20 protein-coding genes are annotated in these 21,284 nt (G+C 66.8%); 8 read left to right on the top strand and 12 right to left on the bottom strand.

All coding sequences use genetic code 11. The features are described from left to right. Nucleotides 1-158: 158 nt before the first annotated feature. Together ACFWF1_RS29595 and rpmB are read left to right on the top strand one after the other, a co-directional pair. Nucleotides 159-764: a DNA-binding response regulator gene (locus tag ACFWF1_RS29595; RefSeq protein ID WP_379289226.1), complete on the top strand. Its 606-nt coding sequence runs from the start codon at nt 159-161 to the stop codon at nt 762-764. A 205-nt stretch (nt 765-969) separates the two neighbouring features. Beyond that, nucleotides 970-1,188 (top strand): 50S ribosomal protein L28, encoded by a 219-nt coding sequence (gene rpmB, locus ACFWF1_RS29590; protein WP_379289228.1) that lies wholly within the window; start codon nt 970-972, stop codon nt 1,186-1,188. A gap of 399 nt (nt 1,189-1,587) precedes the next feature. Here rpmB and ACFWF1_RS29585 read toward each other — a convergent pair whose 3' ends face one another. Both ACFWF1_RS29585 and ACFWF1_RS29580 read right to left on the bottom strand, forming a co-directional pair. Then, on the bottom strand, nt 1,588-2,340 hold the full coding sequence (locus ACFWF1_RS29585) for a nucleotidyltransferase domain-containing protein (RefSeq protein WP_379289229.1): 753 nt from the start codon (nt 2,338-2,340) through the stop codon (nt 1,588-1,590). A 151-nt stretch (nt 2,341-2,491) separates the two neighbouring features. Further along, nucleotides 2,492-3,082, bottom strand: a complete 591-nt coding sequence (locus ACFWF1_RS29580; RefSeq protein WP_379289231.1) for a helix-turn-helix domain-containing protein — start codon at nt 3,080-3,082, stop codon at nt 2,492-2,494. A gap of 76 nt (nt 3,083-3,158) precedes the next feature. Between ACFWF1_RS29580 and ACFWF1_RS29575 the strand changes: the two genes are divergently transcribed. Then, complete coding sequence (locus ACFWF1_RS29575) at nt 3,159-4,181, top strand: NAD(P)/FAD-dependent oxidoreductase (RefSeq protein WP_379289232.1); 1,023 nt, start codon at nt 3,159-3,161, stop codon at nt 4,179-4,181. Nucleotides 4,182-4,538: 357 nt separating this feature from the next. Next, entirely contained in the window at nt 4,539-5,132 is a 594-nt protein-coding gene (locus tag ACFWF1_RS29570; RefSeq protein WP_379289234.1) for an HD domain-containing protein, read from the top strand. Between the two features lie 17 nt (nt 5,133-5,149). Here ACFWF1_RS29570 and ACFWF1_RS29565 read toward each other — a convergent pair whose 3' ends face one another. Genes ACFWF1_RS29565 through ACFWF1_RS29535 form a run of 7 tightly spaced genes read right to left on the bottom strand, consistent with a single transcriptional unit; the run spans nt 5,150 to nt 13,439 of the window. Continuing rightward, complete coding sequence (locus ACFWF1_RS29565; RefSeq protein ID WP_379289235.1) at nt 5,150-7,264, bottom strand: MMPL family transporter; 2,115 nt, start codon at nt 7,262-7,264, stop codon at nt 5,150-5,152. Next, nucleotides 7,261-8,460, bottom strand: a complete 1,200-nt coding sequence (locus ACFWF1_RS29560) for a peptide synthetase (protein WP_379289237.1) — start codon at nt 8,458-8,460, stop codon at nt 7,261-7,263. Before ACFWF1_RS29560 ends, ACFWF1_RS29565 begins: the two co-directional genes overlap by 4 nt. Nucleotides 8,461-8,487: 27 nt before the next feature. Continuing rightward, a complete protein-coding gene (locus tag ACFWF1_RS29555) occupies nt 8,488-9,534 on the bottom strand; it encodes an NAD-dependent epimerase/dehydratase family protein (RefSeq protein WP_379289238.1) in 1,047 nt (348 codons plus the stop codon). Further along, the gene (locus ACFWF1_RS29550; RefSeq protein WP_379289240.1) at nt 9,531-9,806 is read right to left on the bottom strand and encodes a hypothetical protein; all 276 of its coding nucleotides are present in this window, start codon (nt 9,804-9,806) and stop codon (nt 9,531-9,533) included. Before ACFWF1_RS29550 ends, ACFWF1_RS29555 begins: the two co-directional genes overlap by 4 nt. Further along, the gene (locus ACFWF1_RS29545) at nt 9,803-11,476 is read right to left on the bottom strand and encodes a fatty acid CoA ligase family protein (protein ID WP_379289242.1); all 1,674 of its coding nucleotides are present in this window, start codon (nt 11,474-11,476) and stop codon (nt 9,803-9,805) included. Before ACFWF1_RS29545 ends, ACFWF1_RS29550 begins: the two co-directional genes overlap by 4 nt. After that, nucleotides 11,473-12,381 (bottom strand): hypothetical protein, encoded by a 909-nt coding sequence (locus ACFWF1_RS29540; protein ID WP_379289244.1) that lies wholly within the window; start codon nt 12,379-12,381, stop codon nt 11,473-11,475. The genes ACFWF1_RS29545 and ACFWF1_RS29540 overlap by 4 nt, the downstream gene beginning before the upstream one ends. An 8-nt stretch (nt 12,382-12,389) precedes the next feature. Beyond that, nucleotides 12,390-13,439 (bottom strand): 3-oxoacyl-ACP synthase III family protein, encoded by a 1,050-nt coding sequence (locus ACFWF1_RS29535; RefSeq protein ID WP_379289246.1) that lies wholly within the window; start codon nt 13,437-13,439, stop codon nt 12,390-12,392. A gap of 559 nt (nt 13,440-13,998) precedes the next feature. Between ACFWF1_RS29535 and ACFWF1_RS29530 the strand changes: the two genes are divergently transcribed. After that, on the top strand, nt 13,999-15,492 hold the full coding sequence (locus tag ACFWF1_RS29530) for a flavin-containing monooxygenase (protein WP_379289248.1): 1,494 nt from the start codon (nt 13,999-14,001) through the stop codon (nt 15,490-15,492). Here the strand turns inward: ACFWF1_RS29530 and ACFWF1_RS29525 are convergent. Next, the gene (locus tag ACFWF1_RS29525) at nt 15,489-16,154 is read right to left on the bottom strand and encodes a TetR/AcrR family transcriptional regulator (RefSeq protein WP_379289250.1); all 666 of its coding nucleotides are present in this window, start codon (nt 16,152-16,154) and stop codon (nt 15,489-15,491) included. The two genes, ACFWF1_RS29530 and ACFWF1_RS29525, sit on opposite strands and share 4 nt — an antisense overlap. A gap of 140 nt (nt 16,155-16,294) precedes the next feature. Here ACFWF1_RS29525 and ACFWF1_RS29520 point away from each other — a divergent pair, with 140 nt between their 5' ends. After that, nucleotides 16,295-17,053 carry a ferredoxin reductase gene (locus ACFWF1_RS29520; protein WP_379289252.1) on the top strand — a complete coding sequence of 253 codons (759 nt, stop codon included), beginning with the start codon at nt 16,295-16,297 and terminating at the stop codon, nt 17,051-17,053. Between the two features lie 141 nt (nt 17,054-17,194). Here the strand turns inward: ACFWF1_RS29520 and ACFWF1_RS29515 are convergent, their stop codons facing one another. Next, nucleotides 17,195-17,869: a TetR/AcrR family transcriptional regulator gene (locus tag ACFWF1_RS29515; RefSeq protein WP_379289253.1), complete on the bottom strand. Its 675-nt coding sequence runs from the start codon at nt 17,867-17,869 to the stop codon at nt 17,195-17,197. Nucleotides 17,870-18,028: 159 nt separating this feature from the next. Between ACFWF1_RS29515 and ACFWF1_RS29510 the strand changes: the two genes are divergently transcribed. Together ACFWF1_RS29510 and ACFWF1_RS29505 are read left to right on the top strand one after the other, a co-directional pair. Beyond that, nucleotides 18,029-19,600 (top strand): succinic semialdehyde dehydrogenase, encoded by a 1,572-nt coding sequence (locus ACFWF1_RS29510; protein ID WP_379289254.1) that lies wholly within the window; start codon nt 18,029-18,031, stop codon nt 19,598-19,600. A gap of 31 nt (nt 19,601-19,631) precedes the next feature. After that, a complete protein-coding gene (locus ACFWF1_RS29505) occupies nt 19,632-20,462 on the top strand; it encodes an SDR family oxidoreductase (protein ID WP_379289255.1) in 831 nt (276 codons plus the stop codon). Between the two features lie 3 nt (nt 20,463-20,465). Here the strand turns inward: ACFWF1_RS29505 and ACFWF1_RS29500 are convergent, their stop codons facing one another. Then, nucleotides 20,466-21,263 (bottom strand): putative protein N(5)-glutamine methyltransferase, encoded by a 798-nt coding sequence (locus ACFWF1_RS29500; RefSeq protein WP_379289256.1) that lies wholly within the window; start codon nt 21,261-21,263, stop codon nt 20,466-20,468. Nucleotides 21,264-21,284 lie beyond the last annotated feature (21 nt).

Below are 21,284 nucleotides of genomic sequence, written 5' to 3'. Positions count from 1 at the left end.
GTGCGCAGTTGATCTACGTGGCCTGGCCTGCCCGTCGCTACTTCCTGCTGTCCGGCAACCGGTGCCGAGTCCCGGGCGGATCGGCTCGGGTAGCCCGGGTGGCCGCGTGATATCAACGGACGCAGTGTATTCGGCATTGGCCGACAAGGAATACGCTCATGATTCGAGTGCTGATCGCCGGGGGCCAACGGCTGCCCCGCGAGGCGGTGGCCGCTGTACTGTCCGGCGAGCCGGGAATGCAGGTCGTTTCGCAAGTCGCGTTGGGCACCGAGGTGGTGGCGAGTGCGCGGCGCACCCGGCCGAACGTGGCGCTGCTGGACGCGGAACTCGCGGGGCTGGATGGGGTTTCGGCCGCGGCGCGATTGAAGTCGGTGCTGCCCGACTGTCGCGTGATCGTCGTGACGACCCCGAACCGCCCCGACGTGCTCAGGTCCGCGCTGGCCGCACAGGTGGAAGGGTTCTTGAGTAAGGGCGCGTCGATCGACGCGCTGACCGCCACCGTGCGCCGAGTCGCGCACGGCGACCGGGTATTGGACCCGCAGGCGGTCACCGAGGCACTGGATGGACCGGACAATCCGCTCAGTGCCCGCGACGTCGACATCCTCCGGCTGGCCGCACGCGGGCGCACACCCGACGAAATCGCTGTGGCGCTGCATCTTTCGCCCGGCACGATACGCAACAACCTGGCCGCCATCAATCGCAAGGTGGGGGCGCGCAACCGCATCGAAACGATCCGCGTCGCCGCCGACCGCGGATGGATCTGAGGCAGTGCGATCTGCACGCGATGCCGTGCGATCCGCATCGATCCGGCGGCTCGCGGATGCGCCGACGAGCACCATTGGTGCTGGTCAGTGCCCCACATATCGATAACTCAGTGAACTCGACCGCAGCGCACGGTTAGAGGTGATCACCAACAATGCAACCGACCACCGATGCCGACGGCAATGCCTTCGGGGAACAGGAGAGACGATGTCCGCCCAGTGTGACGTCTGCGGTAAGAAGCCGAGCTTCGGAAAGCAGGTGGCGCGAGCCGGCCGACGTGCGCAGCGACGGTACGTGAAGGGGCGGACGAGTCGCCGGTTCAATCCGAATATTCAACCTGTCCGAGCCGTGAAAGACGGTGCGCCCGTACGAATGAAGGTGTGTACCTCGTGCATCAAGAAGGGCAGCGTGCAGCGCCGCGCTTAGTTCGGTCGCGCAGAATATTTCGGATACGATGCGTCGATTGCTGATGTGGTTGAACAGCATCGGCGATCGACCCGTCGACACAAGCCATTTCGAGCGCGACGAATTTCCCTGCCATGAATGCGGATTGGCGACCGCGCCCATTGACGGTCCCGATGAGTGGTACACGGTGCACGACGTCGTGTGGAAGTGCGCTGCGGCTTCGGCAGACAGCATTCTGTGCGTCGGTTGCCTCGAAGCGCGACTCGGACGGCGACTGATACACGCCGATTTCGTTGCCGCCGTACTCAATCAACCGGGATATGGACACCACAGTCCGCGATTGCAAAGTCGCCTGCGACCGAACTGACGGTCGGCACGGCACGCTCCTCGGCCGCCCCGCCGAGGAGCGTGCGCACGGCCTCAGTTCATCGCGCCGTCGAGCAGTGCCTCTGCCTCGATGATGGCCTGAGCCAGCGACTTCGGATTTGAGTCGAGTCCGGCGACAATGGCGTCGATGTCACGGAGTCCGGCTTGTTGCAGGAGCCGCTTTTCGTTGGTGGTCCATTCGCCACGGGCAGCCAGCAGCGCGTGCGCGGTCTGCATTGCGGCGATGACCACCGTTGCCGCTACTTCGGCGGCCTGACCGCGCTTGACGTAGGCGTTCTTGGCGTACTGCAACGTCATCGAGGCACGGTTCTGCCATATCGGCGGCGCTGCCGTGCGCAGCGCCCGGGGGTAGGTGGGACGGGGGAGGGTGCCGTGTAGGACCTGGTTGATGGCGAGTTCGGCGACGACCAGGTAGCTGGGGATGCCGGCCAGATGAAACATCAGTGGTTCCCAATGGAATCGCCCTTGCTCGGCTTCGGCGAGTTCGTGTTCGACCACGTCGAGATCGCGATAGTGCACGTCGACCTGGCGGTCGTCGATGGTGAACCAGGCGCCACCGTTGAAGACGCCGCCGCCCCAGCCGCCGACGTCGGAAACCTCACCGGGCCAGTCGAATTCGCGGAGTTCGTTGGGGTCGAAGGTTGCTCGGTAGTAGATGGCGAGGTCCCAGTCGCTGCCGGGGGTGTGGGTGCCTTGGGCGCGTGAGCCGCCGAGGGTGACGGCTTGGACGCCGGGGAGGGCGGCCAACCGGTCGGTGACGTGCTGGAGGAAGGTGTCGTCGGGCATGCGGGTCCTAGGTCGCAGGAGTGATGACGGATACGGGCAGCACCGCCGGGCGCTGAAACCCTCAGTGGGGTAGCGGGATACGGCGGGCGCACGCGGTATCGGTCATCACTCCATGGCAAGGATGGTACCGAGCCGCGGGGGCGAACTCGACTTATTTTTCGGGGGATTTGGGGCGGGCGCGTAGGTGTGCGCGTTCGCCCTGTTTGCCGAAAAGGCTGAGGAACTCGGCGGATTCGTTGGTGGCGGCGCCGAACCAGTGCGGGACCCTGGTGTCGAATTCGGCGGCCTCGCCGGGGTTGAGCACTATGTCGCGTTCGCCGAGCACGAGCCGTAGCTTGCCGTTGAGGACGTACAGCCACTCATAGCCCTCGTGGGTTTGCGGCGACGGATCCTTGCGGCTGGAGTCGGCCGGAAGCACCATCTTGAAGGCTTGGATACCGCCCGCTCGGCGCGTGAGCGGCAGGATGGTCATGCCGTGGGCGGTCATCGGGCGCAGGTGGATACGCGGGTCGCCGGTTTGCGGGGCGTCGACGAGTTCGTCGAGCGTGACGCCGTGCGCCCGGGCCAGCGGGAGCAGTTGCTCGAGGGTCGGGCGGCGGCCGCCGGATTCCAGGCGAGACAGGGTGCTCACCGAGATGCCGGTGGCTGCCGACAGGGCGGCCAGGGTGGTTTCGCGCTGCCGGCGCAGCGCGCGCAGGCGTGGCCCGACCGCGTCGAGCGCCTGATCGAGATCGTCGTCCATGCATGCATCTTGCCAGATCGGCAACAAACATTGCGTATATGCCTGGTTTAATCGCATGGTGGTCGCGGAGGTGGTCATGGTGACTGAACAGCTGAAAAACAGCTATGACGTGGTGGTGGTCGGCGGCGGCGCGGCCGGGCTGAGCGGTGCGCTGATGCTCGGACGGGCCCGGCGGTCGGTGCTGGTGATCGACGCGGGTGCGCCGCGCAACGCGCCGGCCTCGGGCGTGCACGGACTGCTCGGCCGGGAGGGAATGTCGCCGGTCGAGTTGCTGGAACTCGGTCGCGCGGAGGTGCGCGGATATGGCGGGCATGTGGTTTCCGGCGAAGTCGAGACCGTGTCCCGCGCCGACGACGGATTCGCGGTCACACTGTCGGACGGACGGACGGTCGACGCGCGGCGACTCTTGGTGACCACCGGTCTGGTCGACGAGCTACCGGAAATACCGGGCCTGCGGGATCGCTGGGGACGCGACGTCCTGCACTGTCCGTACTGCCACGGCTGGGAGGTGCGCGACCAGGCCATCGGTGTGCTCGGCACCGGGCCGATGTCGGTGCACCAGGCCTTGCTGTTCCGTCAGTGGAGCGACGACATCACACTCTTCCTGCACACCATGCCGTCGCCGACGCAGGACGAGTTCGAGCAGCTCGCCGCCCGCGGCATCACCGTGGTGAAAGGCGAAGTGGCCGCGTTGGAGATCACCGAACACCGGCTGACCGGCGTGCGCCTGAGCGATGACACGGTGGTCCGCCGTGAAGCGGTGGCGGTCATGAGCCGAATGGTGGCGCGCACCGATTTCCTTGCCGGACTTGGACTACGGCCGGAACAGCACATGTCGGGTCTCGGCGAGCACATTCCGGCCGACCCGACCGGTCGCGCCGAGGTGCCCGGCGTGTGGGTCGCCGGCAACGTCACCGATCTGTCCGCTCAGGTCGGCGGTGCCGCTGCGGCGGGCGCTTTCGCGGCAGCACAGATCAACTTCGACCTGGTCACCGAGGAGACCCGCCTAGCGGTCGAGGCCTACCGGAACCCGTTCTCCGCCGAAAATGAGGCGAGGGTCAGCGAATTGGTATCGGCCGAACGTCGGCACGGCGTGTGAGTGCGACTTCACCCCTCGGGCAACGGAATCAGCTCGAGGTGCTCGGCCACCTTGGGCGGGCTGCACGCACTCCGGCCGGTCACCAGATTCACCCCGCCACCGTGCGAAACCAGGAATCTGCCACACACGCAGCGCAAATAGCGCACCGCCCCATGCGAAGAGACAAGCATCGGCGATGGCCAGGAGCAGGAGGGGCAGGCGGCGGACATGGGAGCTAAGCCTGGGGAGTGCGCGGAGGTATTGCAATCTTCGCCGCGGCGTGGCGACCGATCGGTATGAAAATTATTCTGCAAACAAGATATTCACCGATGTTCCAGATGCTTTTCTTGCACTCGGTCCGACGGCTACTGTGCGCCAGTGAATTCCGTGATGCTGCACCGAGCGCTGACCGATTCAGCGGATCCGGCCTTGCGGCCGTTGCCCGACGCGGCGGCGGACCTCCTGGTGGAACTCGCGGCGCCGCCGCGGCTGGCCGCGCATCTTCGCGCCGTACATGACGTCGCATGGCAGCTGGTGGCATGGGTCGAGAGTCGCTATCCGGCGGTGTCATTCGATCGGGTGGCCGTGTTGTTCGGTGCGGCCACGCACGATGTCGGGAAGGTGGTGCATGTGGCGGAGCTGTCCGGCCCCGGCTCTGCCCATGAGCAGACGGGTTACCAACTGCTGCTGGACCACGGCGTCGACCCGGGCTTGGCCCGGTTCGCGTGGACGCACGCGTCGTGGCAGTCGACCGACATCGAGATCGAGGATCTGCTGGTCAGCGTGGCCGACAAAGTATGGAAGGCGAAACGGGTGGCGGATCTCGAGCAGCGGTTAGTGGATCGGCTCGCCGCCGTTGCCGGGCAGCAGTCGTGGGAAGCCTTCATGACGCTGGACGATGAACTCGGCCGGATTGCCGCGGACGCCGACCGCCGGTTGGCATTTCAAGCGAGTTATCCGGTATTCGACTGACGCACAAGCCAGCACATTCACAGAATCCGGGCTGGTTCCTCGACTTGTTCGACGGTGGCGGGGATGTGGCGGTCGCGGGCGAACGGGTTCCACCAGTTGGCGGGGCCCATGAGTTTGACGAGGGCGGGGACCAGCAGCATGCGGACGAGGGTGGCGTCGATCAGCAGGGCGATGATCATTCCTAGGCCGAGGAAGCGCATCGGGGTCAAGGGAGAGAGGGTGAAGGCGCCGGTGACTATGACCAGAAGGGTGGCGGCAGCGGTGATTACGCGGGCGGTTTTCAGGGTGCCGATGCGGACCGCGCCGGCCGTGTCGGCACCGGAGTTGTGGGCTTCGACCATGCGGGACAGGAGGAAGACCTCGTAATCGGTGGAGAGGCCGAAGACCACGGCGATGATCAGGACGAGCATGCCCGCGGCGAGTGGGCCGGGGCTGATGCCGAGCACGCCTGCCAGGTGGCCGTCGTTGAAGATCCAGGTGAGCACGCCGAAGGTGGCGGCGAGGCTGAGGAAGGCCATCAGCACTGCCTTGAGCGGCAACACGATCGATCGGAACGCCGCGAAAAGCAGTAGGACGGTCGCGGTGATCATGACGAGGATCATCCAGGGCATGGCGCGAACGATGGAGTGGACACTGTCGACGGTGGCCGCGGTATCGCCGCCGATCCGCAGGACCGTACCGTCGGGGGGAGTGAGAGCGCGGATGTCTTTCACTGTGGCCGAGGCGTTTTCGCTGCGATCGGTGTTGGTCAGGAACGCATGGAAGACGACGAAGTCATCGGCCCGGCCCACCTGGAGCACCTGCCGGACGCCATCAACATGACCGAGAGCGGAGCTCGCGGCATCGACCGCCGCCGACTGTGGCGGACCATCGATCCCCTGCAGCACCGCGGTGACACCGCTGCTCGCCGCGGGGAACCCGGCGGTGAGTTCCTCTACGGTGGTGCGCATTTCGTTGCCCGCAGGCAACGCACGATGGTCGATATCACCGAGCTTCGCACCGGTGAGCGGCAAAGCGAGCAGCACCAGCACCACACCGACCACGACGGTGACCAGCCCCGGCCTGCGCAGCACCGAATCCACCACGCGACCCCAGAACTGCTCGGTCCGATCCTTGGTGCCCGCCTTGCCGATGCGCGCCCCGAACAGCGCGAGCATGGCGGGCAACACGGTCAGTGAGAGTCCGGCGGCGAGCGCGACCGCGGCGATCGCGCCGAAACCCAGCGACCGCAGCACAGCCTGCGGGAACACGAAAGTGCCCGCGAACGCGCAGATCAGCAGTAGCGCGGAGAAGGCGACGGTTCGGCCGGCGGTGGCGCAGGTGCGTTCGATAGCGGACTCGACGTCGCGCCCGCCCGCCAGCTCCTCGCGGAAGCGGGTCACCAGGAACAACCCGTAGTCGATCGCCATGCCGAGCCCGAGCAGCGAGGCGATGTTCACCGCGAACGTGCTCACCTCGGTGAATTCGGTGAGCACCCGGATCGTGCCCATCGCGCCGAGCACCGCGAGCACGCCGACCGCCACCGGCAGCGATGCCGCGACCAGGCCGCCGAACACCAGCACCAGGATCAGCAACGTGAGTGGCAGCGAGATGGATTCGGCCCGCACCAGATCGTGCTGCGACTGACCGTTGATCTGCGTCGCGAGCGCGCTGTAGCCGGACAGCTTGGTGTCGATGCCCGGAACCTTCAGCGCCGCTTCGATATCCGGGTAGGCGGTGACGCGTCGATTGTCGTCACCCGCCAGGAACACCGCCGCCAGCGCTTGCCGGTTGTCGGCGGATTTCAGGAACTGCTTACGCGGCGGCACACTGTTCCAATAGGTTTCGATCGGACGCTGCAGCAGCTTCGGATCGATAGTGGCCAGCGACTGCTGCACCTGAGGACCGATATCGTCCAGGGTCTGCCCGGCCGGCGCGGTGTACAGCGCGACGGCATCGGGCGTCTGCGGGCCGAAATGGTCGCGAACGAGCTGATCGACCGCCGCCGACTCACTGTGCGGGTCATTGAATCCGGCCGCACTGACCTTGTCCGCGGTGTGCATGCCGAGCAGCCCGAACAGCAGCATCACCCCGACGACGACGGCGAGCACCGCGCGCGGCCGGGCGCTGACGAACCGTGCCCAGCCGGTCATCGCACCGGCGAATCATGCGGCGCGAGATCGGCTTCCAGCGTCGTCGCGATCTTGTCGAGCAGCGCCTCCAGCCTCGGCTCGATGCCTTCGCCGTTGCGACAGGACACGGTCAGCTCGATGTTCCCGCGCGATTCCAGCATGCCGAACAGCAGCGGCATCGCCCCGCTGTGCTGCGGCAGCACCCGCATCGTGCTCGGCGTCCAGCCGGGCACCGCGAGCTCGTCGAGGTCGAACTTGCCCATGTGTGAAACGGTGGCGGACACCATGTTCCGGTTGTGCCTGGCGCCGAGCCAGTTGCTCAGGCGCAGCACGGTGCGGATGGCGGCGGCCGGAAACTTCGACAGGCCGCCGTTGTCCAGCTGGTTCAGTTCGGTCTTCTGCTGCAGCCCGGCGCGCATCCTGGCGCTGATCGTTTCCCAGCTGTCGCCCGGATCGACGTCGAGAAACAGCGGCAGCGCGAGGTTTCCGGTCGACCGCAGCGCCGGATCGTGCCTGCGCAGGTCGACCGGAACCATAAAGCGCGACTTCACTCCGGCCTCCGCGGCGAGGATCGCCGAGACCCGCGCCACCATGCCCTTGCCGGTCGCGTGAATGGTCCGGTGCCGCAACAACCATCGCGAAGCCGTCGGATCCTGGCGGCCACGCCCGGTCGCCGCCCGATAGGTCGGCAGCACCAACGTCTGCTTTCCCGGCGCACCCACCTGAGCCACGAGTTCGACGTCGGAGATCGGGTCGGGCGCCCCGACCGGAGCCACCCCGCGCAGCGCGCGGAGCACGTCGTCTACCCACATTCGCATGCCCATCCCGTCCATCACTCCGTGGAAGACACGGAATACGACGGTGGTTTGTTCACCGGTCAGCAGCAGCACCTCGGTGGTCCGGTCGGGTGTCGGCCCGATCGGACTGTTCAGCACCGCATCGTCTTCCAGCGTGGCGTAGTCGAGCGTCCACCCCGGCACCACCCGGACCTTGGCCGGGACACCGCTGTCCACCCAGTAGTTACCGTCGCGGACCAGCCGCGCACCGGGATTCGCCGCGGACGCCACATCCACCGCCCGCTGCACGACGTCCGGGTCGAGGACGCCGACGCCGTGCACGACCATGTGCATCAGGAACGGCGGCGACACCTCCCTGGTGAAGAAGTACAGGCGCTCAGTGGGCGAGATCTTCCGACGGAAGACGGTGTCCTGGGTCATGATTGCCTCCGGTGACGCTGGGGAGTTTCAGCGCAGATTTCGAGTGAGTTCGACAGCGCCGCCCTGTTTTTCGAGCCACGCGAGGAAGGTGGCCAGCCCGCTGTCCCGGTCCACGACCGGGGCGTAACCGAAATCGCGACTGGCGGCGGCGGTGTCGTAGGTCGCGCTGCGCGTCATCAGCGCAACGGCATAGCGGGACAGCGGTGGCGACCAACGCGTCGCGACAGCCGGTATCCGCCAGATGGTTTCGATGACATTCACTACGGCGTTGATCACCTTGGGGTTCGGTTTCCGGCTCGGCGGCGTGTAACCGAGACCGGTCGCCACCGAACCGAGGAACTCCCAGACATTCGTCTTCTCGGCATCCGCTATGAAATACGCCTTGCCGCCCACCGCATCCGAGGCCGCCGCCTTGACGCACGCCTCGACGATGTTGTCGACATGGCACAGCGACGCGTACACAGTGCGACCGAACGAGATGTCCGGCAGCTTCCCGGTACCGGTCTTGCCGAGCAACCGCACGATCGGACCGGACCGATCGCCCGCGCCCCAAATCGCCCGTGGCCGCAGCGCGCAGGTAGTGAATCCGTCAGTGTTCGCGGCCAATACAGCGCGTTCGGCCGCGGCCTTGGTCTCCGAGTACAGGTTCAGGTACCGCCGCGGATAGGGGACCGACTCATCGACGTCGAGCTGATCGCCGCCGTCGTAGTCCATCAACGCGCTGGGGCTGGAGATGAACACGAACCGAGACGCACCACCGCGCCGCGCCGCCTCCAGGAGCCGCTCGGTCGCTCGAACGTTCTCGTCCCAGAACTGTTCCCGCGTCCCGCGCTCGTCCACCCGCGCGGCACTGTGGAACACGATGTCGACGCCGTTGGTCGCGGCGACCAACGAGGCCGGATCGGTGAGATCGCCATAGACCAGCTGTACTCGATCGACATCCGCGCCGAGGTCGGCCAGCTTGCTGCTGCGCCGCACCAGAATCGACACGTCATGCTCGCCGTCGCGCACCAGCCTGCGCACCAACGCACCACCGAGAAACCCGGACGCACCGGTCACCAACACTTTGGTCATCGAGTCTCCTGTGTTCGCCACCAGGTCATTCCGAAGATCTGCGTCAATACCGCCGTCTCGACGGGGGAGCGCCCCGAACCCTCGGCCGCCCGCAGCGCGGGCCGGATCTGCGCCGCGTGCACCACGACGCTGAGGAACGCGTCGATCCACCACGCAGCGCGCAGCACTCGGTTGACGGGCACCTGATCCGTCGCGACCGCGGCCACCCCGCCGGCCAGGTACAGCCACCCGAGCACGGGAATCGCCCGCAGCGCCGTCGTTTTCGCGTTCACGCGGGCGCTCCGATCTGCTTGGCCGCCCACTGCGACAGCTGCTCCCGGCCGATCTTGGCGTTGTGCCGGATGTCGACCGGGAACCCGGGATGCACCAGGAAGTCCGCGATCGCGCCGGTGAGTTCGTGCTCCGCCCCGCGGGCCCGCAGCGCGGCCCCGACCGCCACGCTGTCGGCCTCGGGCTTCACTTCGAAGCACAGCACTGGTCGCTGCGCACCGCGCGCACCGACGCCGACCAGCGCCGTACGGGCAACGCCCGCAACGGTATTGAAGATCTGTTCCACCTGGACCGTGAACATCGGCCCCTCGGCGGTATCCACCCGCTGACTCTTGCGCCCGCAGAACCAGATCCGGCCCTCGTCATCGATCCACGCGAGATCGCCGGTGCGATGCCAGATCCGGTCACCGTCGACGATCTTGCCCTGTCGATTCGCTTCTTCCGGCCAGTAGTAATGCGTGCTGACATTCGGCCCCGCGACGACGAGTTCGCCGATCCCGCGCGAGCTTTCGAGCCCACTGGCCAGCTCGCCGACCCGCGCCCAGCCCGGGATCGGGTCATCGGTGATCGCGATGATCCTGGCCTCGATCTTGTCGGCGGGCCGGCCGATGCAGGTGCCCTCGCCCTGGTGCGCCCGCTCCACCAAACCGCTGAACAGTTCCCGCGATTCGATGAGCGACATCGGCAAAGCCTCGGTGGACCCGTACCCGGCGAAGATCTGCACGTCCTCGGCCAGCACCTCGCGCAGCCCGGCGATGCACCAGTCCGGCACCGGCGCGCCACCGGAGTAGATGCTGGCCAACGTCTTCAGCTCGATCGGCTGCTGTTCGAGATGACGCAGCAGCGGAATCAACAGGGCGGGCGAGGCGAACATCGTCCGCACCCCGAACTTCTCGATCGCGTGCGCGACATGCGCCGGATCGGTGGAGCCGACCTTGCTCGGGATCAACGGCGGTAGCACGCACCGCGATCCGAGCAGCAGATCGAGAATCCCGACGAGCGGCAACGTGATCAGCGAGGTCTCCGGTGCCACCTCGCCGCGCGCGGTGTGCACCTGGTCGATCATCGACGCCAGATTGCCGTGGGTCAGCTCGACCGCCTTGGCGGGTCCGGTACTGCCGGTGGTGAATCCGATGACGAGCACGTCGCCTGGGTCGGCGGGCACCCGCTCAGCTGCGCCGCCGGACGGCGTGGTGCCCCACGCCGCCAGCCGCTCGCCGCGCCAGAACCAGCGCTTGCCGACGGTCACCGTGGTGCGCACCTTGCGGAAGCTGCGCCGGAACAACACCCGCACGGCATGCGCGGGCGGGATCCCGATGAACGCCTCCGCCTCGACCGCGCGCAGGCAGTGCACCATCTTGCGCAGCCCCATGCCCGGGTCGATCACCACGGGCACGGCGCCGATCTTCAACAGCGCGAACAGAATTGCGTAAAGCTCGGGGCTGGGCAGCACGAGCACGATGGTGCGCGTGCCCGCGCCGACGCCCGACGCGGTGAGCCGCTCGGCGATGGTCTCGGACCAGTCGTCGAGCTCGCGGTAGGTGACGTGCCGATAGGACGGCAGGCCGGCGGACGTCGTCCCGTCGGGGTAGATGACCGCCTCTCGATCCGGTTCCGTGCGCGCGAACGCACGGAACCGGTCGATGGCCGCCCAGTAGGTCGCCGAGGTCACGCAGCCGCCCCGGCGAACGCGGGCAGCCGGTACAGCACCGCCGCCGCGGCCGGGCCCGCGCCCGCCGCCACGAACAGCACCTGGGCGTGCTCGGTGAGGGTGTCCCCGCCGATGGCCCGGTCGTAGGCCTGGGTCAGTGACGCCGTGTGCGGGTCGCCGTAGGCGAGATCCGGGGTACGCACCGAATCCTGGTCGATACCAAGGGCATCGGCCAGCCGCTTCGGGAACTCCGGTGTCGGCGTCGAGGCGATCAGCGCGATGCCGGTGCGGTCCGCGACCTCGGCCAGCGCGGCGCCCGCCGCCTGGACCGCCACCTCGAGCAGTCGATCCTCGAAGTCCGGCTCGCGCTCGACGGTCATCAGCCCGCGACCGGCGGTTCCCATGGTCGCGGTGTCGACGTAAGCCTCGACGGCGGTGCTGCCCTCGCCTGCCGCCGTGTGCACCTTGCCGAAGCCGACGGGATCGTCGGTGCGCTCCAGCAGTAGCGCGGCACCCGAAGTGGCATAAGGGAAGTCGTCATCCGCGGCATACCGCAGCAGCGACGGGTGGGTGTCGCCGGAGACGATGAGCACGTGCTCCGCGCTACCGGTTTCCAGGATGGCGGTGGCCACCTGCACCGCGTTGAGCACGCTGGTCGCACCGTTCATCAGGTCGAACGAGAAGGTCCGCGGATCGTCCTTGGCGTATTCCAGGCCGATGCCCGCCGCCTTCTGGATCAGCGCCGAGATGGCGGGCTCGACGGTGTTGTAGTCCCGGAAGATGCCCGCGTTGATGACCACACCGACCTGGTCGGGGCGAACCCCGGCCCGTTCCAGGCTCTGCTTCGCGGCTCGACCGCTGTGCTCGACGACACTGTGGGTGTCGCTGGTACGGCTGACACTGGTGGATTTGATGCGCACGCCCATGGCTGACCTCAGACCTTCAGAGACGAGATGGTGGTGGACAGGTAGCCGGCCACGATTCCGGAGGCGGCGGGAATCATCAGCAGCTTCGAGCCCGCCGGGATGTTCTGGTCGCTCAACTGATCGTGCAGCACGATGAAATGCGAAGTGGTGGAGGTATTTCCGTACTTCTCGATGACCCGGAGATCCGGCGGCATCGGGCTGCCGAGTTCCCGTTCGGCGATCGCGTTCATCCACGGGATCGCGGCCGCGCCGAACTGGTGATGGACGATGTAGTCGAACTTCTCGTCGGCGAAGGTGCGCCCCAGCTTTTCCAGGTGATTCCCGAGGCTGTTGGAGCCGAAGACGAAGCGGTCCTCGTTGTGCATTTTGCGGTTGTCGGTGTAGAGCGCAATCCCCTGGCTCTTGTCGCTGGGCATGCCGAGGCACAGGTTCGCGTACTCCGCGGCCGTGACCAGTTCGATGTAGTGGATCTTGTCGTTGTCGTCGACCGCCTGGTCCAGCACTACCGCCGCGCCCGAGTCGCCCACCGACAGCGAGGCGAACTGCGGGTCGTATTTCGCGGAGATCTCGTTTGCCGCGGTATCGGCGATCGGGGTAATGGCCTCACCGCTGACCACCATGCCGTTGCGCACCGCGCCGGAGCGGATCATCCGGTCCAGAATGTAAGTGCCGGTGAGCATTCCGGCGCAGGCGTTCGATACGTCGAACGTAATGGCGTTCTTCGCACCAATAAGACGGCTTATCGAACCCGCGAAGGACGGCTCCATGTACATGCGGGTGGCGTGGTTGCTCCGTGTGATGGAGGTGGAGATGATCACGTCGAGCTCGGCTGCTTCGTATCTCGACCTGGACAGACAGTCCTCGGCGGCCTTGATGGCGATCGCGAAGGAGTCCTCGTAGCTGTCCGGGTTCGTGTCGTGCACCCGGCGTTCCTGCACTCCGGTAATTTTTTCGAGATCGAAAGACGGTGGTTCCTTCAGCCGCGAGAGCAGCTCCTTGGTTGTGACGATATTCGAAGGCAGATAGGCGCCGATGGATTCGAATCGAGAATGCGACACGCGCGCTCCTGGAAATCGTGGAAAGAAAACGGTTCCGGATCGTCTCTGATCGTCGGTGCGACGGACACTACCCGACGGTAACTACGAATGCCTATGGCCCGGATCGGGGGGTGAGAGACGGTGTAGAAGTACATGTTTCGTGAAGTATCACTAACTGGTGATCGACTGGCTATGGCGGAGTGCCGACGTCCGATTGGGGCGAATATCGCGGGTCGCCAACGGTTTTCAGGTCTGGTGGACGAGAGCGACACGGTGGTGTGTATCTTCGCGCCAACAATAGTGGGCGAACGTCCAGCTAACATGTTGCCCAGCTGGAAAAGTGAGTGCCGCGGCATGGCGATGTGAGTGACTTCACTGCGAAGTGTGCAATTGGATACCGTTCGGTCTCGCCTGCGGTGCTGCTGTCATACAACGCTTAACTATGTTGCGGCCGAACGGAATCCACACAAAGCGGTCAGCGGTAATGCGGGAGAAACATCCCACGATTTATCCGGCTGCGCCGGACCAACTGTCTGGGTCGTAGGCTGAGAACACACGCCGCCTAACCGAGGAGAGAGCGATGACAACCGTTGCTGAGCACATCGATGTGCTCATCGTCGGCGCCGGACTGTCCGGCATCGGCGCGGCCTATCATCTGCAGCGGGCGTTCCCGCGGCGGACCTACGCGATCCTGGAGGGCCGCGAATCGCTCGGCGGCACCTGGGATCTGTTCCGCTATCCCGGAATTCGCTCCGACTCCGACATGTACACCCTCGGCTACCGGTTCAAGCCGTGGCTGGGCGACAAGTCGATCGCCGACGGCGACGCCATCCTCGACTACCTGCGCGACACCGCCGCGGAAAACGGCATCGACCGGCACATCCGCTTCCGGCATCGGGTGCTGCGGGCCGAATGGTCCACGGCGGAGAACCGCTGGACCGTGCAAGCCGAGCGCGCCGACACCGGCGAAACCGTCACGCTGACTGCCGATTTCCTGCTGTCCTGCGCGGGCTACTTCCGCTACGACGAGCCTTATGTGCCGGATTTCGCGGGCACCGAGCGCTTCGCCGGACCCGTTGTGCACCCGCAGTTCTGGCCCGCGGACCTGGACTGCGCGAACAAGAAGGTGGTGCTGATCGGCAGCGGCGCCACCGCCGTCACGCTCGGCCCCTCGCTCACCGAGCAGGGCGCGCACGTGACCATGCTGCAGCGCAGCCCGAGCTACATCGTGTCCAGGCCCGCCAAGGACAATTTCGCGATGAAGGTGCGCCGCTACCTGCCGCCGCGCGCGGCCTACGCGGTGGTCCGGGCCAAGAACGTGGCCTTCTCGACGACGATGTATGAACTGAGCCAACGGTATCCGGCCTGGATGCGCGAACGCATCCGCGGCCTGCAGGAGCGCTGGCTGCCGCCGGGCTACGACATCGACACGCATTTCACGCCCAGCTACAACCCGTGGGATCAGCGACTCTGCTTGGCGCCCAACAACGATTTCTTCCGCGCCATTCGCAAGGGCCAGCTGGAGATCGTCACCGATCGGATCGAAACATTCACCGAGACCGGCCTGCGACTCGTCTCCGGCGCGACGCTGGACGCCGACATCATCATCACCGCAACAGGATTGAACCTGGTCGCCTTCGGTGGCGTAGACCTCGTGGTGGACGGTCGGCCGGTGACGGCGTCGGACAGCATGGCCTACAAGGCGATGATGCTGTCGGACGTGCCGAACTTCGCCTACACCTTCGGCTATACCAACGCGTCGTGGACATTGAAGGCGGATCTGGTGTCCGAGCACGTGGTTCGGCTGCTGCGGCACATGGACGCACGCGGCTACGCGCGCTGCACGCCCGTGCGTGATCCGTCGGTCGGTGCCGAATCGTTGTTCCTGAACTTCAATCCCGGCTATGTGCAGCGCTCCGCGAGTCAGTTCCCGATTCAAGGCGATCGGGCGCCTTGGCGATTGCGGATGAACTATCTGCGTGACCTGGTCACACTGCGGCACGGATCCGTCACCAACGCTGCGCTGAGTTTCGAGCGGGCGGATCAGGCTGCGCCGGTGGCGGCGCGGGACTAAGCCTCGGTGATCACCGAAGAACGGGCCCGGGCAATGTGTTCCAGTACGGTCGCGGCGTGTTCGTCGAATCGTGCGCGGGGGACCGGGATCTCGCCGTCCAGCCAGGGGCGGTAGAGATAGGCCAGCGCGCCGAAGATGGCGCTGGCGTTGAGTGCGTAGTCGTGTTCATCGGGAGCGGAAGTCGAGTAATCTCCGGCGCTGATCGTCAATGCGATCGGCGCCGTGAATAAGCCGATGAGTTCGTTGGCGCGGGGCATCAGCACCGGGGTGGCTTGCGATTCGACGAACATGATCCGGCCGCGGCGGCGGTCTTCGGTGAGGTAGTCGGTGAAGATGGCGACCATATGCCGGAACATCGCGTCGCGTTCGATGGGCGCGGTGGGTAGCGCGTCGAGTAGTCGGTCGCGCGCGCCGAGCACGACAGTGTCGAGCACGGTGGTGAGTAACGCGTCCAGGTTTGCGAAGCTCTCGTAGAAGTAGCGCTCGGTCAGCCCGGCCTGCCGGCAGACGCCGCGCATCGACGTCTCGGCGGCACCGGCGGTGGCCATCAGTTCGGTACACGCCTCGATGAGCTGCTCGCGGCGACCGGCGACCCGATCGGCGGGGGACCGTCCGCGCCAGCGGCGCATGCCGGGGATGGACCCGTCGTCGTCGGCGACCATGGCGTCATCCTCTCACAGTCACATTGGTGACATCGGGCGATGTTGACAGCACTCGATGTCATCAATAGATTTGCCTGGATGCTCGCGCTTTCCAGGCCGGGTGTGTCGGGCTTCGCCGTTCAGAGATGAGGGATGCGCGGGTGTTCACCGAAGGTAATACCGCGCAACTGCTTTCGCGCCCACAGTCGGTGCGGCACTCCGGATACGACTTCACGGTCGCCATCGATCGGATCGAGGCGGAGGCCGACGGGGTGGTCAGCCTGACCCTCGCCGATCCGGACGGTGGGCCGTTGCCCGCCTGGACGCCGGGTGCGCACCTGGACGTGGTGCTCCCGTCGGGACGTCAGCGGCAGTACTCGTTGAACAGCGATCCGGCCGATCGTCGGCGGTATCGAATTGCCGTGCGCTACATCGCCGATGGTGGCGGCGGTTCGAGGGAGATCCACGAGCAGCTGCGCGTCGGCGATCGGCTGTCGGTGCGCGGGCCGCGCAATGCGTTCACGTTCATCGAGGCGGAGCAGTACCTGTTCGTCGCCGGAGGCATCGGGATCACGCCGATCCTGCCGATGGTCGCGGCGGCCGAGCGGGCCGGAACACCGTGGCGGCTCATGTATTTCGGTCGCTCGCGGGCGCGGATGCCGTTCCTGTGTGAGCTGGCGCAGCTGATCGGCGGCGATGTGGTGGTGCGTCCGGACGACGAATTCGGCATGCCGAATCCTCGGATGATCTTCGAGCAGACCCCGACCGGCGCGGCGGTATATGTCTGCGGCCCAACGCCGTTGGCCGAGGCGGCACGCACGGTGTTGTCGCTGCACGACCCGACGGCCTCGCTGCACACCGAACGGTTCTCGCCGCTGCCGGTGCGCGATGGCACGCCGTTACTCGAAGTAGACCTGTGAACTCGGCGACCAACGTCGCTCGCCGAGTTCGCGGGGCCGGCTAGCCGCTGGCCCACCAAGTTCGCACACCTGCCCGAGTCGTCACACACCCACCATGCGTCGGATGGGGTGTGATGGGCGGAGCAGGTGTGCGAATTTGGATCACGGACCGGGGAAGATACCGGGCAGCTTCATCGCATACTCGAGGTCAGTGCGGGTGCCGAGAGTGGTCAGCAACACGCGGATCATCGTAAGTCGTCCGGCGGCAACCGTTTCCGGGTCCGGCTCGGCACCGGGCGCGGTGCCCGCGGAGATCCGGTACACCACGTACTCGCAGACGTGCAGTGCCGCATCGAGATCCAGCGGGCTCGGCACCGGGCGGCCGAGTTCGGTGAACGTCGCACGCACCAGCGCGCGGATATCGTCCAGTGCCCGTTCCCGATACGCCGACACCGGCGAGCCGGGATCGTGCAGTTCGGCGAACAGCGGGCGCAGCATCGCGCCGTGGCCACCGGCCCAGGCCAGGTAGGCGTCGATCAGCCGGATGCCCAGCTCGACGGGCTCGTCGGTGCCGGTCAGCGCCACCCGGATGCCGTCGACCAGGCCGTCGTTCGAGGTGTTGAGCAAGACGTGCAGCGGCTCGGTGGCGTTACCGAAGTAGCGATAGAAGGTGGGCCGGGCCAGCCCGGCCTGCTCGATGATCTGCGCGACGCTCAACCCACGGGACCCGCTGCGGGTGAACACCTCCGCGGTGGCGAGCACGATCCTGGCGCGAACCTCTTCGGCCTGCTCCTGCGTCTGCGGCGGCCTACCCCGCCGGGTCGTCGCCTCGGTCATCGGGCCTCGGAACCGACATGGTGCTGCCTCACAGCGAGCAGCCTGCCATGTCTGTGTTCGATGACGAAGTCCTTGACACGAGGCGTGGCACGCCTATTAATCTAACACTAGTGTTCAGTTAAAGATGGCTGCGCTGCAAACACCCACGAGAGGGCCGATATGACGACCGCCTCCCAGCTCGCCACGGCAGACGCGTTGCCATCGACGCTGGTCCAGCCGTTGCTCGACCGGGCGGTCGCGGGCGGTGCGCCCGCGGTCGAGGTCTTCGCGCCCGCCACCGGACGCAAGATCGCCGACCTGCCGCAGTCGTCGGTCGCCGATATCGACCGGGCCTTCGCGACCGCCCGCACCGTGCAGCACGAGTGGGCCCGCCGCCCGATCCGCGAGCGCGCCGCCGTGCTGCGCCGCTTCCACGACCTCGTGCTCGCCGAGCAGGACACCATCCTCGACATCGTGCAGACCGAGACCGGTAAATCGCGCGCACACGGCTTCGACGAGGTCGGCGACGTCGCGGTCAACGCCAGGTACTACGCGCAGGTCGCCGCCAAACTGCTCGCCACCCGCAAGCCGCGCGGCGTGCTGCCGCTGCTCACCCAGGTCGACGTGCGGCACCGGCCGAAGGGCGTCGTCGCGGTGATCTCGCCGTGGAACTACCCCCTCGCGCTGGCCGCCTCCGACGCACTACCCGCCCTGGTCGCGGGCAACGCGGTGGTGGCGCGACCGGACAACCAGACCGCGCTCACCGCACTCTGGGCGATCGACGCCGCCGAACGCGCCGGACTGCCGAAGGGACTGTGGCAGGCGGTACTCGGGCGCGGCTCGGTGATCGGCCACGAAGTGATCGCACGCGCCGACTACGTCGACTACACCGGTTCCAGCGCAACCGGCCGCACCATCGCGCAACAGGCGGGGGAGCGGCTCATCGGCTACTCGCTCGAACTCGGTGGCAAGAACCCCCTGGTGGTGCTCGCCGACGCCGATGTGTCCCGGGCCGCCAAGATCGCCCTCCGCGCCTGCTTCGCCTCGGCCGGGCAGCTGTGCGAATCGATGGAGCGAATCTATGTGCACGACAAGGTGTATGACCAGTTCGTCGCCGAATTCATCGAGCACGTCCAGGGAATCGCGCTCGGCGGCGGCCTGAACTACGACAACGACATGGGCTCGCTGACCTTCCCGCGCCAATTGGCCACGGTCCGTTCGCATGTCGACGACGCGGTGGCCAAGGGCGCCACGGTGCTGGCCGGCGGCAAGCACCGCCCCGACCTCGGCCCGTACTTCTACGAGCCGACGGTGCTGAGCGGCGTGCGGCCCGGCATGACCGTGTATCGCGAGGAGACCTTCGGTCCGGTCGTCTCGATCTACCGGGTCGGCAGCGACGACGAGGCGGTCGAGCAGGCCAACGACACCGCGTACGGCCTCAACGCCAGCGTCTGGACCAAGGACATCGGCCGCGGCCGCGAGGTCGCGGCGCGGATCAACGCCGGTTCGGTGAATATCAACGAGGGCTTCATCGCGGCCTGGGGCAGCGCCGACGCGCCGTCCGGCGGGCTCGGCATCTCCGGCACCGGGCGCAGGCACGGCGCCGAGGGGCTGCTGAAATACATCGACACGCAGACCATCGCGGTGCAGCGGATGCTGCCGATCGCGCCGCTCCCCGGTATGTCCGAGGAGCTGTGGGCCAAGACCATGACCTTCTACTTCGGTGTCATGAAAACACTGCGCCAGAAGTAACTTTCAGCGGAATCGACAGGGACAGGGACGGATGAAACTCGACACGGTCGCAGGCAAGAAGGTGCTCGTCACGGGTGCCGCGATGGGCCTCGGCAAGCTGTTCGCCGAGCGGGCGGTGCGGGAGGGCGCGGCCGCGGTGGTGCTGTGGGACATCAACGAGGTCGCGCTGAAGGAGACCGCCAACGAGCTCACCGGGCTCGGCGGCACCATCCACCACTTCGTGGTCGACGTGTCCGCGCCGGACGCCATCGCCGAGGCGGCGGAATCGGTGCGCGCCGAGGTCGGCGGCATCGACATCCTGGTCAACAACGCGGGCATCGTCCGGGGCAACAACTACTTCTGGGACACCGGGAATCGCGCCGACATCGAGAAGACGATGGCGATCAACGCGCACGCGCCCATGTACGTCACCCTCGAATTCCTGCCCGCGATGGTGGCCGGTTCGACCGAGGCGCGCGTGCTGACCATCGCGTCTTCGGCTGGGCTGGTGTCGAATCCGCGGATGAGCGTCTACGCGGCCTCCAAGTGGGCGGCGCTCGGCTGGTCCGACTCGGTGCGCATCGAACTGGAGCAGGCGGGCCACGAGCACGTCAAGGTCACCACGGTCTGTCCGACCTACATCAACACCGGAATGTTCGACGGCGCAAAGGGATTCCTGTTCACGCCGATCCTGGAGCAGGACGAGGTGGTCGATACCTCGTGGCGGGCGATGAAGCAGGGCAACCCGCTGGTGATCCTGCCGTGGACCTCGCGCCTCAACAAGGCGCTGTCCGGCATTCTGCCCATCAAGCTGCGCGACCTGTTCCTCAACACGGTCGGCGTCTACCACTCGATGGACGAATTCACCGGCCGTAAGAAGTAGGGACTATCTCGCCGGTCTGGTGCCGATGACGACGGTGGCATAGTCCTCGTCCGATTCGGCGACCTGGCCCGCGAGACCGTGCTCGGCCAGCACCGCGACGGCCACGGGTGCCTGCGCCGCACTGGATTCGATCAGGAGGTGACCGCCGGGCGCGAGCCAGGATCGGGCGTGCTCGGCGACGCGGCGGAAGATGTCCAAACCGTCGGGGCCGCCGTCGAGGGCGGTGCGCGGCTCGTGGTCGCGGGCCTCCGGCGGCATCTGCGCGATCTTGCCGGACGGCACGTACGGCGTGTTGGCGAGCAGGATGTCGATGCAGCCGCGCAGTTCCTCGGGCAGCGGTTCGAACAGGTCGCCATGGTAGACCGGGGCGCCGATCGGGGTGAGGTTGCGGCGGGCGCAGTCGACGGCGACGGGGTCGATGTCGGCGGCGGCGAGGGTCACCGGGGTGTGCTCGGCGGCCAGCATGGTGGCCAGCGCCAGGCCCAATGCGCCTGAGCCACAACATAAATCGACGACCACCAGGTGACGGCTGCGGGCGCGGGCCAAGTCGGCCGCCGTCTCGACGAGGAACGCGGAACGCTGGCGCGGCACGAAAACGCCCGGCGCTACCGCGACGCGCAGCCCGTGGAATTCGGCCCAGCCGAGCAGATATTCGAGCGGCGTGCCGGCGACCCGCTGCGCTACCAGCGCGTCGAGTTCGGCGTCGGTGGCCGCGGCGGCGATGAGCAGGCGGGCCTCGTCCTCGGCGAAGACACAACCCGCCGCGCGCAAGACCGCCACCACCTCGGTACTACCTGCCATCACGCGGGACATCCTGCCGTG

Origin of the sequence: Nocardia sp. NPDC060255 (genome assembly GCF_042727395.1) — a bacterium.
In the GTDB taxonomy this organism is placed as follows: domain Bacteria; phylum Actinomycetota; class Actinomycetes; order Mycobacteriales; family Mycobacteriaceae; genus Nocardia.
This window is presented reverse-complemented; position numbering and strand designations above follow the sequence as displayed.

What these genes read in the sequence shown, in the direction of transcription:
- ACFWF1_RS29595 (WP_379289226.1), top strand. Translation starts at nt 159, where the DNA reads ATGATTCGAGTGCTGATCGCCGGGGGCCAACGGCTGCCCCGCGAGGCG.
- rpmB (WP_379289228.1), top strand. Translation starts at nt 970, where the DNA reads ATGTCCGCCCAGTGTGACGTCTGCGGTAAGAAGCCGAGCTTCGGAAAG.
- ACFWF1_RS29585 (WP_379289229.1), bottom strand. Translation starts at nt 2,340, where the DNA reads ATGCCCGACGACACCTTCCTCCAGCACGTCACCGACCGGTTGGCCGCC.
- ACFWF1_RS29580 (WP_379289231.1), bottom strand. Translation starts at nt 3,082, where the DNA reads ATGGACGACGATCTCGATCAGGCGCTCGACGCGGTCGGGCCACGCCTG.
- ACFWF1_RS29575 (WP_379289232.1), top strand. Translation starts at nt 3,159, where the DNA reads ATGGTGACTGAACAGCTGAAAAACAGCTATGACGTGGTGGTGGTCGGC.
- ACFWF1_RS29565 (WP_379289235.1), bottom strand. Translation starts at nt 7,264, where the DNA reads ATGACCGGCTGGGCACGGTTCGTCAGCGCCCGGCCGCGCGCGGTGCTC.
- ACFWF1_RS29560 (WP_379289237.1), bottom strand. Translation starts at nt 8,460, where the DNA reads ATGACCCAGGACACCGTCTTCCGTCGGAAGATCTCGCCCACTGAGCGC.
- ACFWF1_RS29555 (WP_379289238.1), bottom strand. Translation starts at nt 9,534, where the DNA reads ATGACCAAAGTGTTGGTGACCGGTGCGTCCGGGTTTCTCGGTGGTGCG.
- ACFWF1_RS29540 (WP_379289244.1), bottom strand. Translation starts at nt 12,381, where the DNA reads ATGGGCGTGCGCATCAAATCCACCAGTGTCAGCCGTACCAGCGACACC.
- ACFWF1_RS29530 (WP_379289248.1), top strand. Translation starts at nt 13,999, where the DNA reads ATGACAACCGTTGCTGAGCACATCGATGTGCTCATCGTCGGCGCCGGA.
- ACFWF1_RS29525 (WP_379289250.1), bottom strand. Translation starts at nt 16,154, where the DNA reads ATGGTCGCCGACGACGACGGGTCCATCCCCGGCATGCGCCGCTGGCGC.
- ACFWF1_RS29515 (WP_379289253.1), bottom strand. Translation starts at nt 17,869, where the DNA reads ATGACCGAGGCGACGACCCGGCGGGGTAGGCCGCCGCAGACGCAGGAG.
- ACFWF1_RS29510 (WP_379289254.1), top strand. Translation starts at nt 18,029, where the DNA reads ATGACGACCGCCTCCCAGCTCGCCACGGCAGACGCGTTGCCATCGACG.
- ACFWF1_RS29505 (WP_379289255.1), top strand. Translation starts at nt 19,632, where the DNA reads ATGAAACTCGACACGGTCGCAGGCAAGAAGGTGCTCGTCACGGGTGCC.
- ACFWF1_RS29500 (WP_379289256.1), bottom strand. Translation starts at nt 21,263, where the DNA reads ATGGCAGGTAGTACCGAGGTGGTGGCGGTCTTGCGCGCGGCGGGTTGT.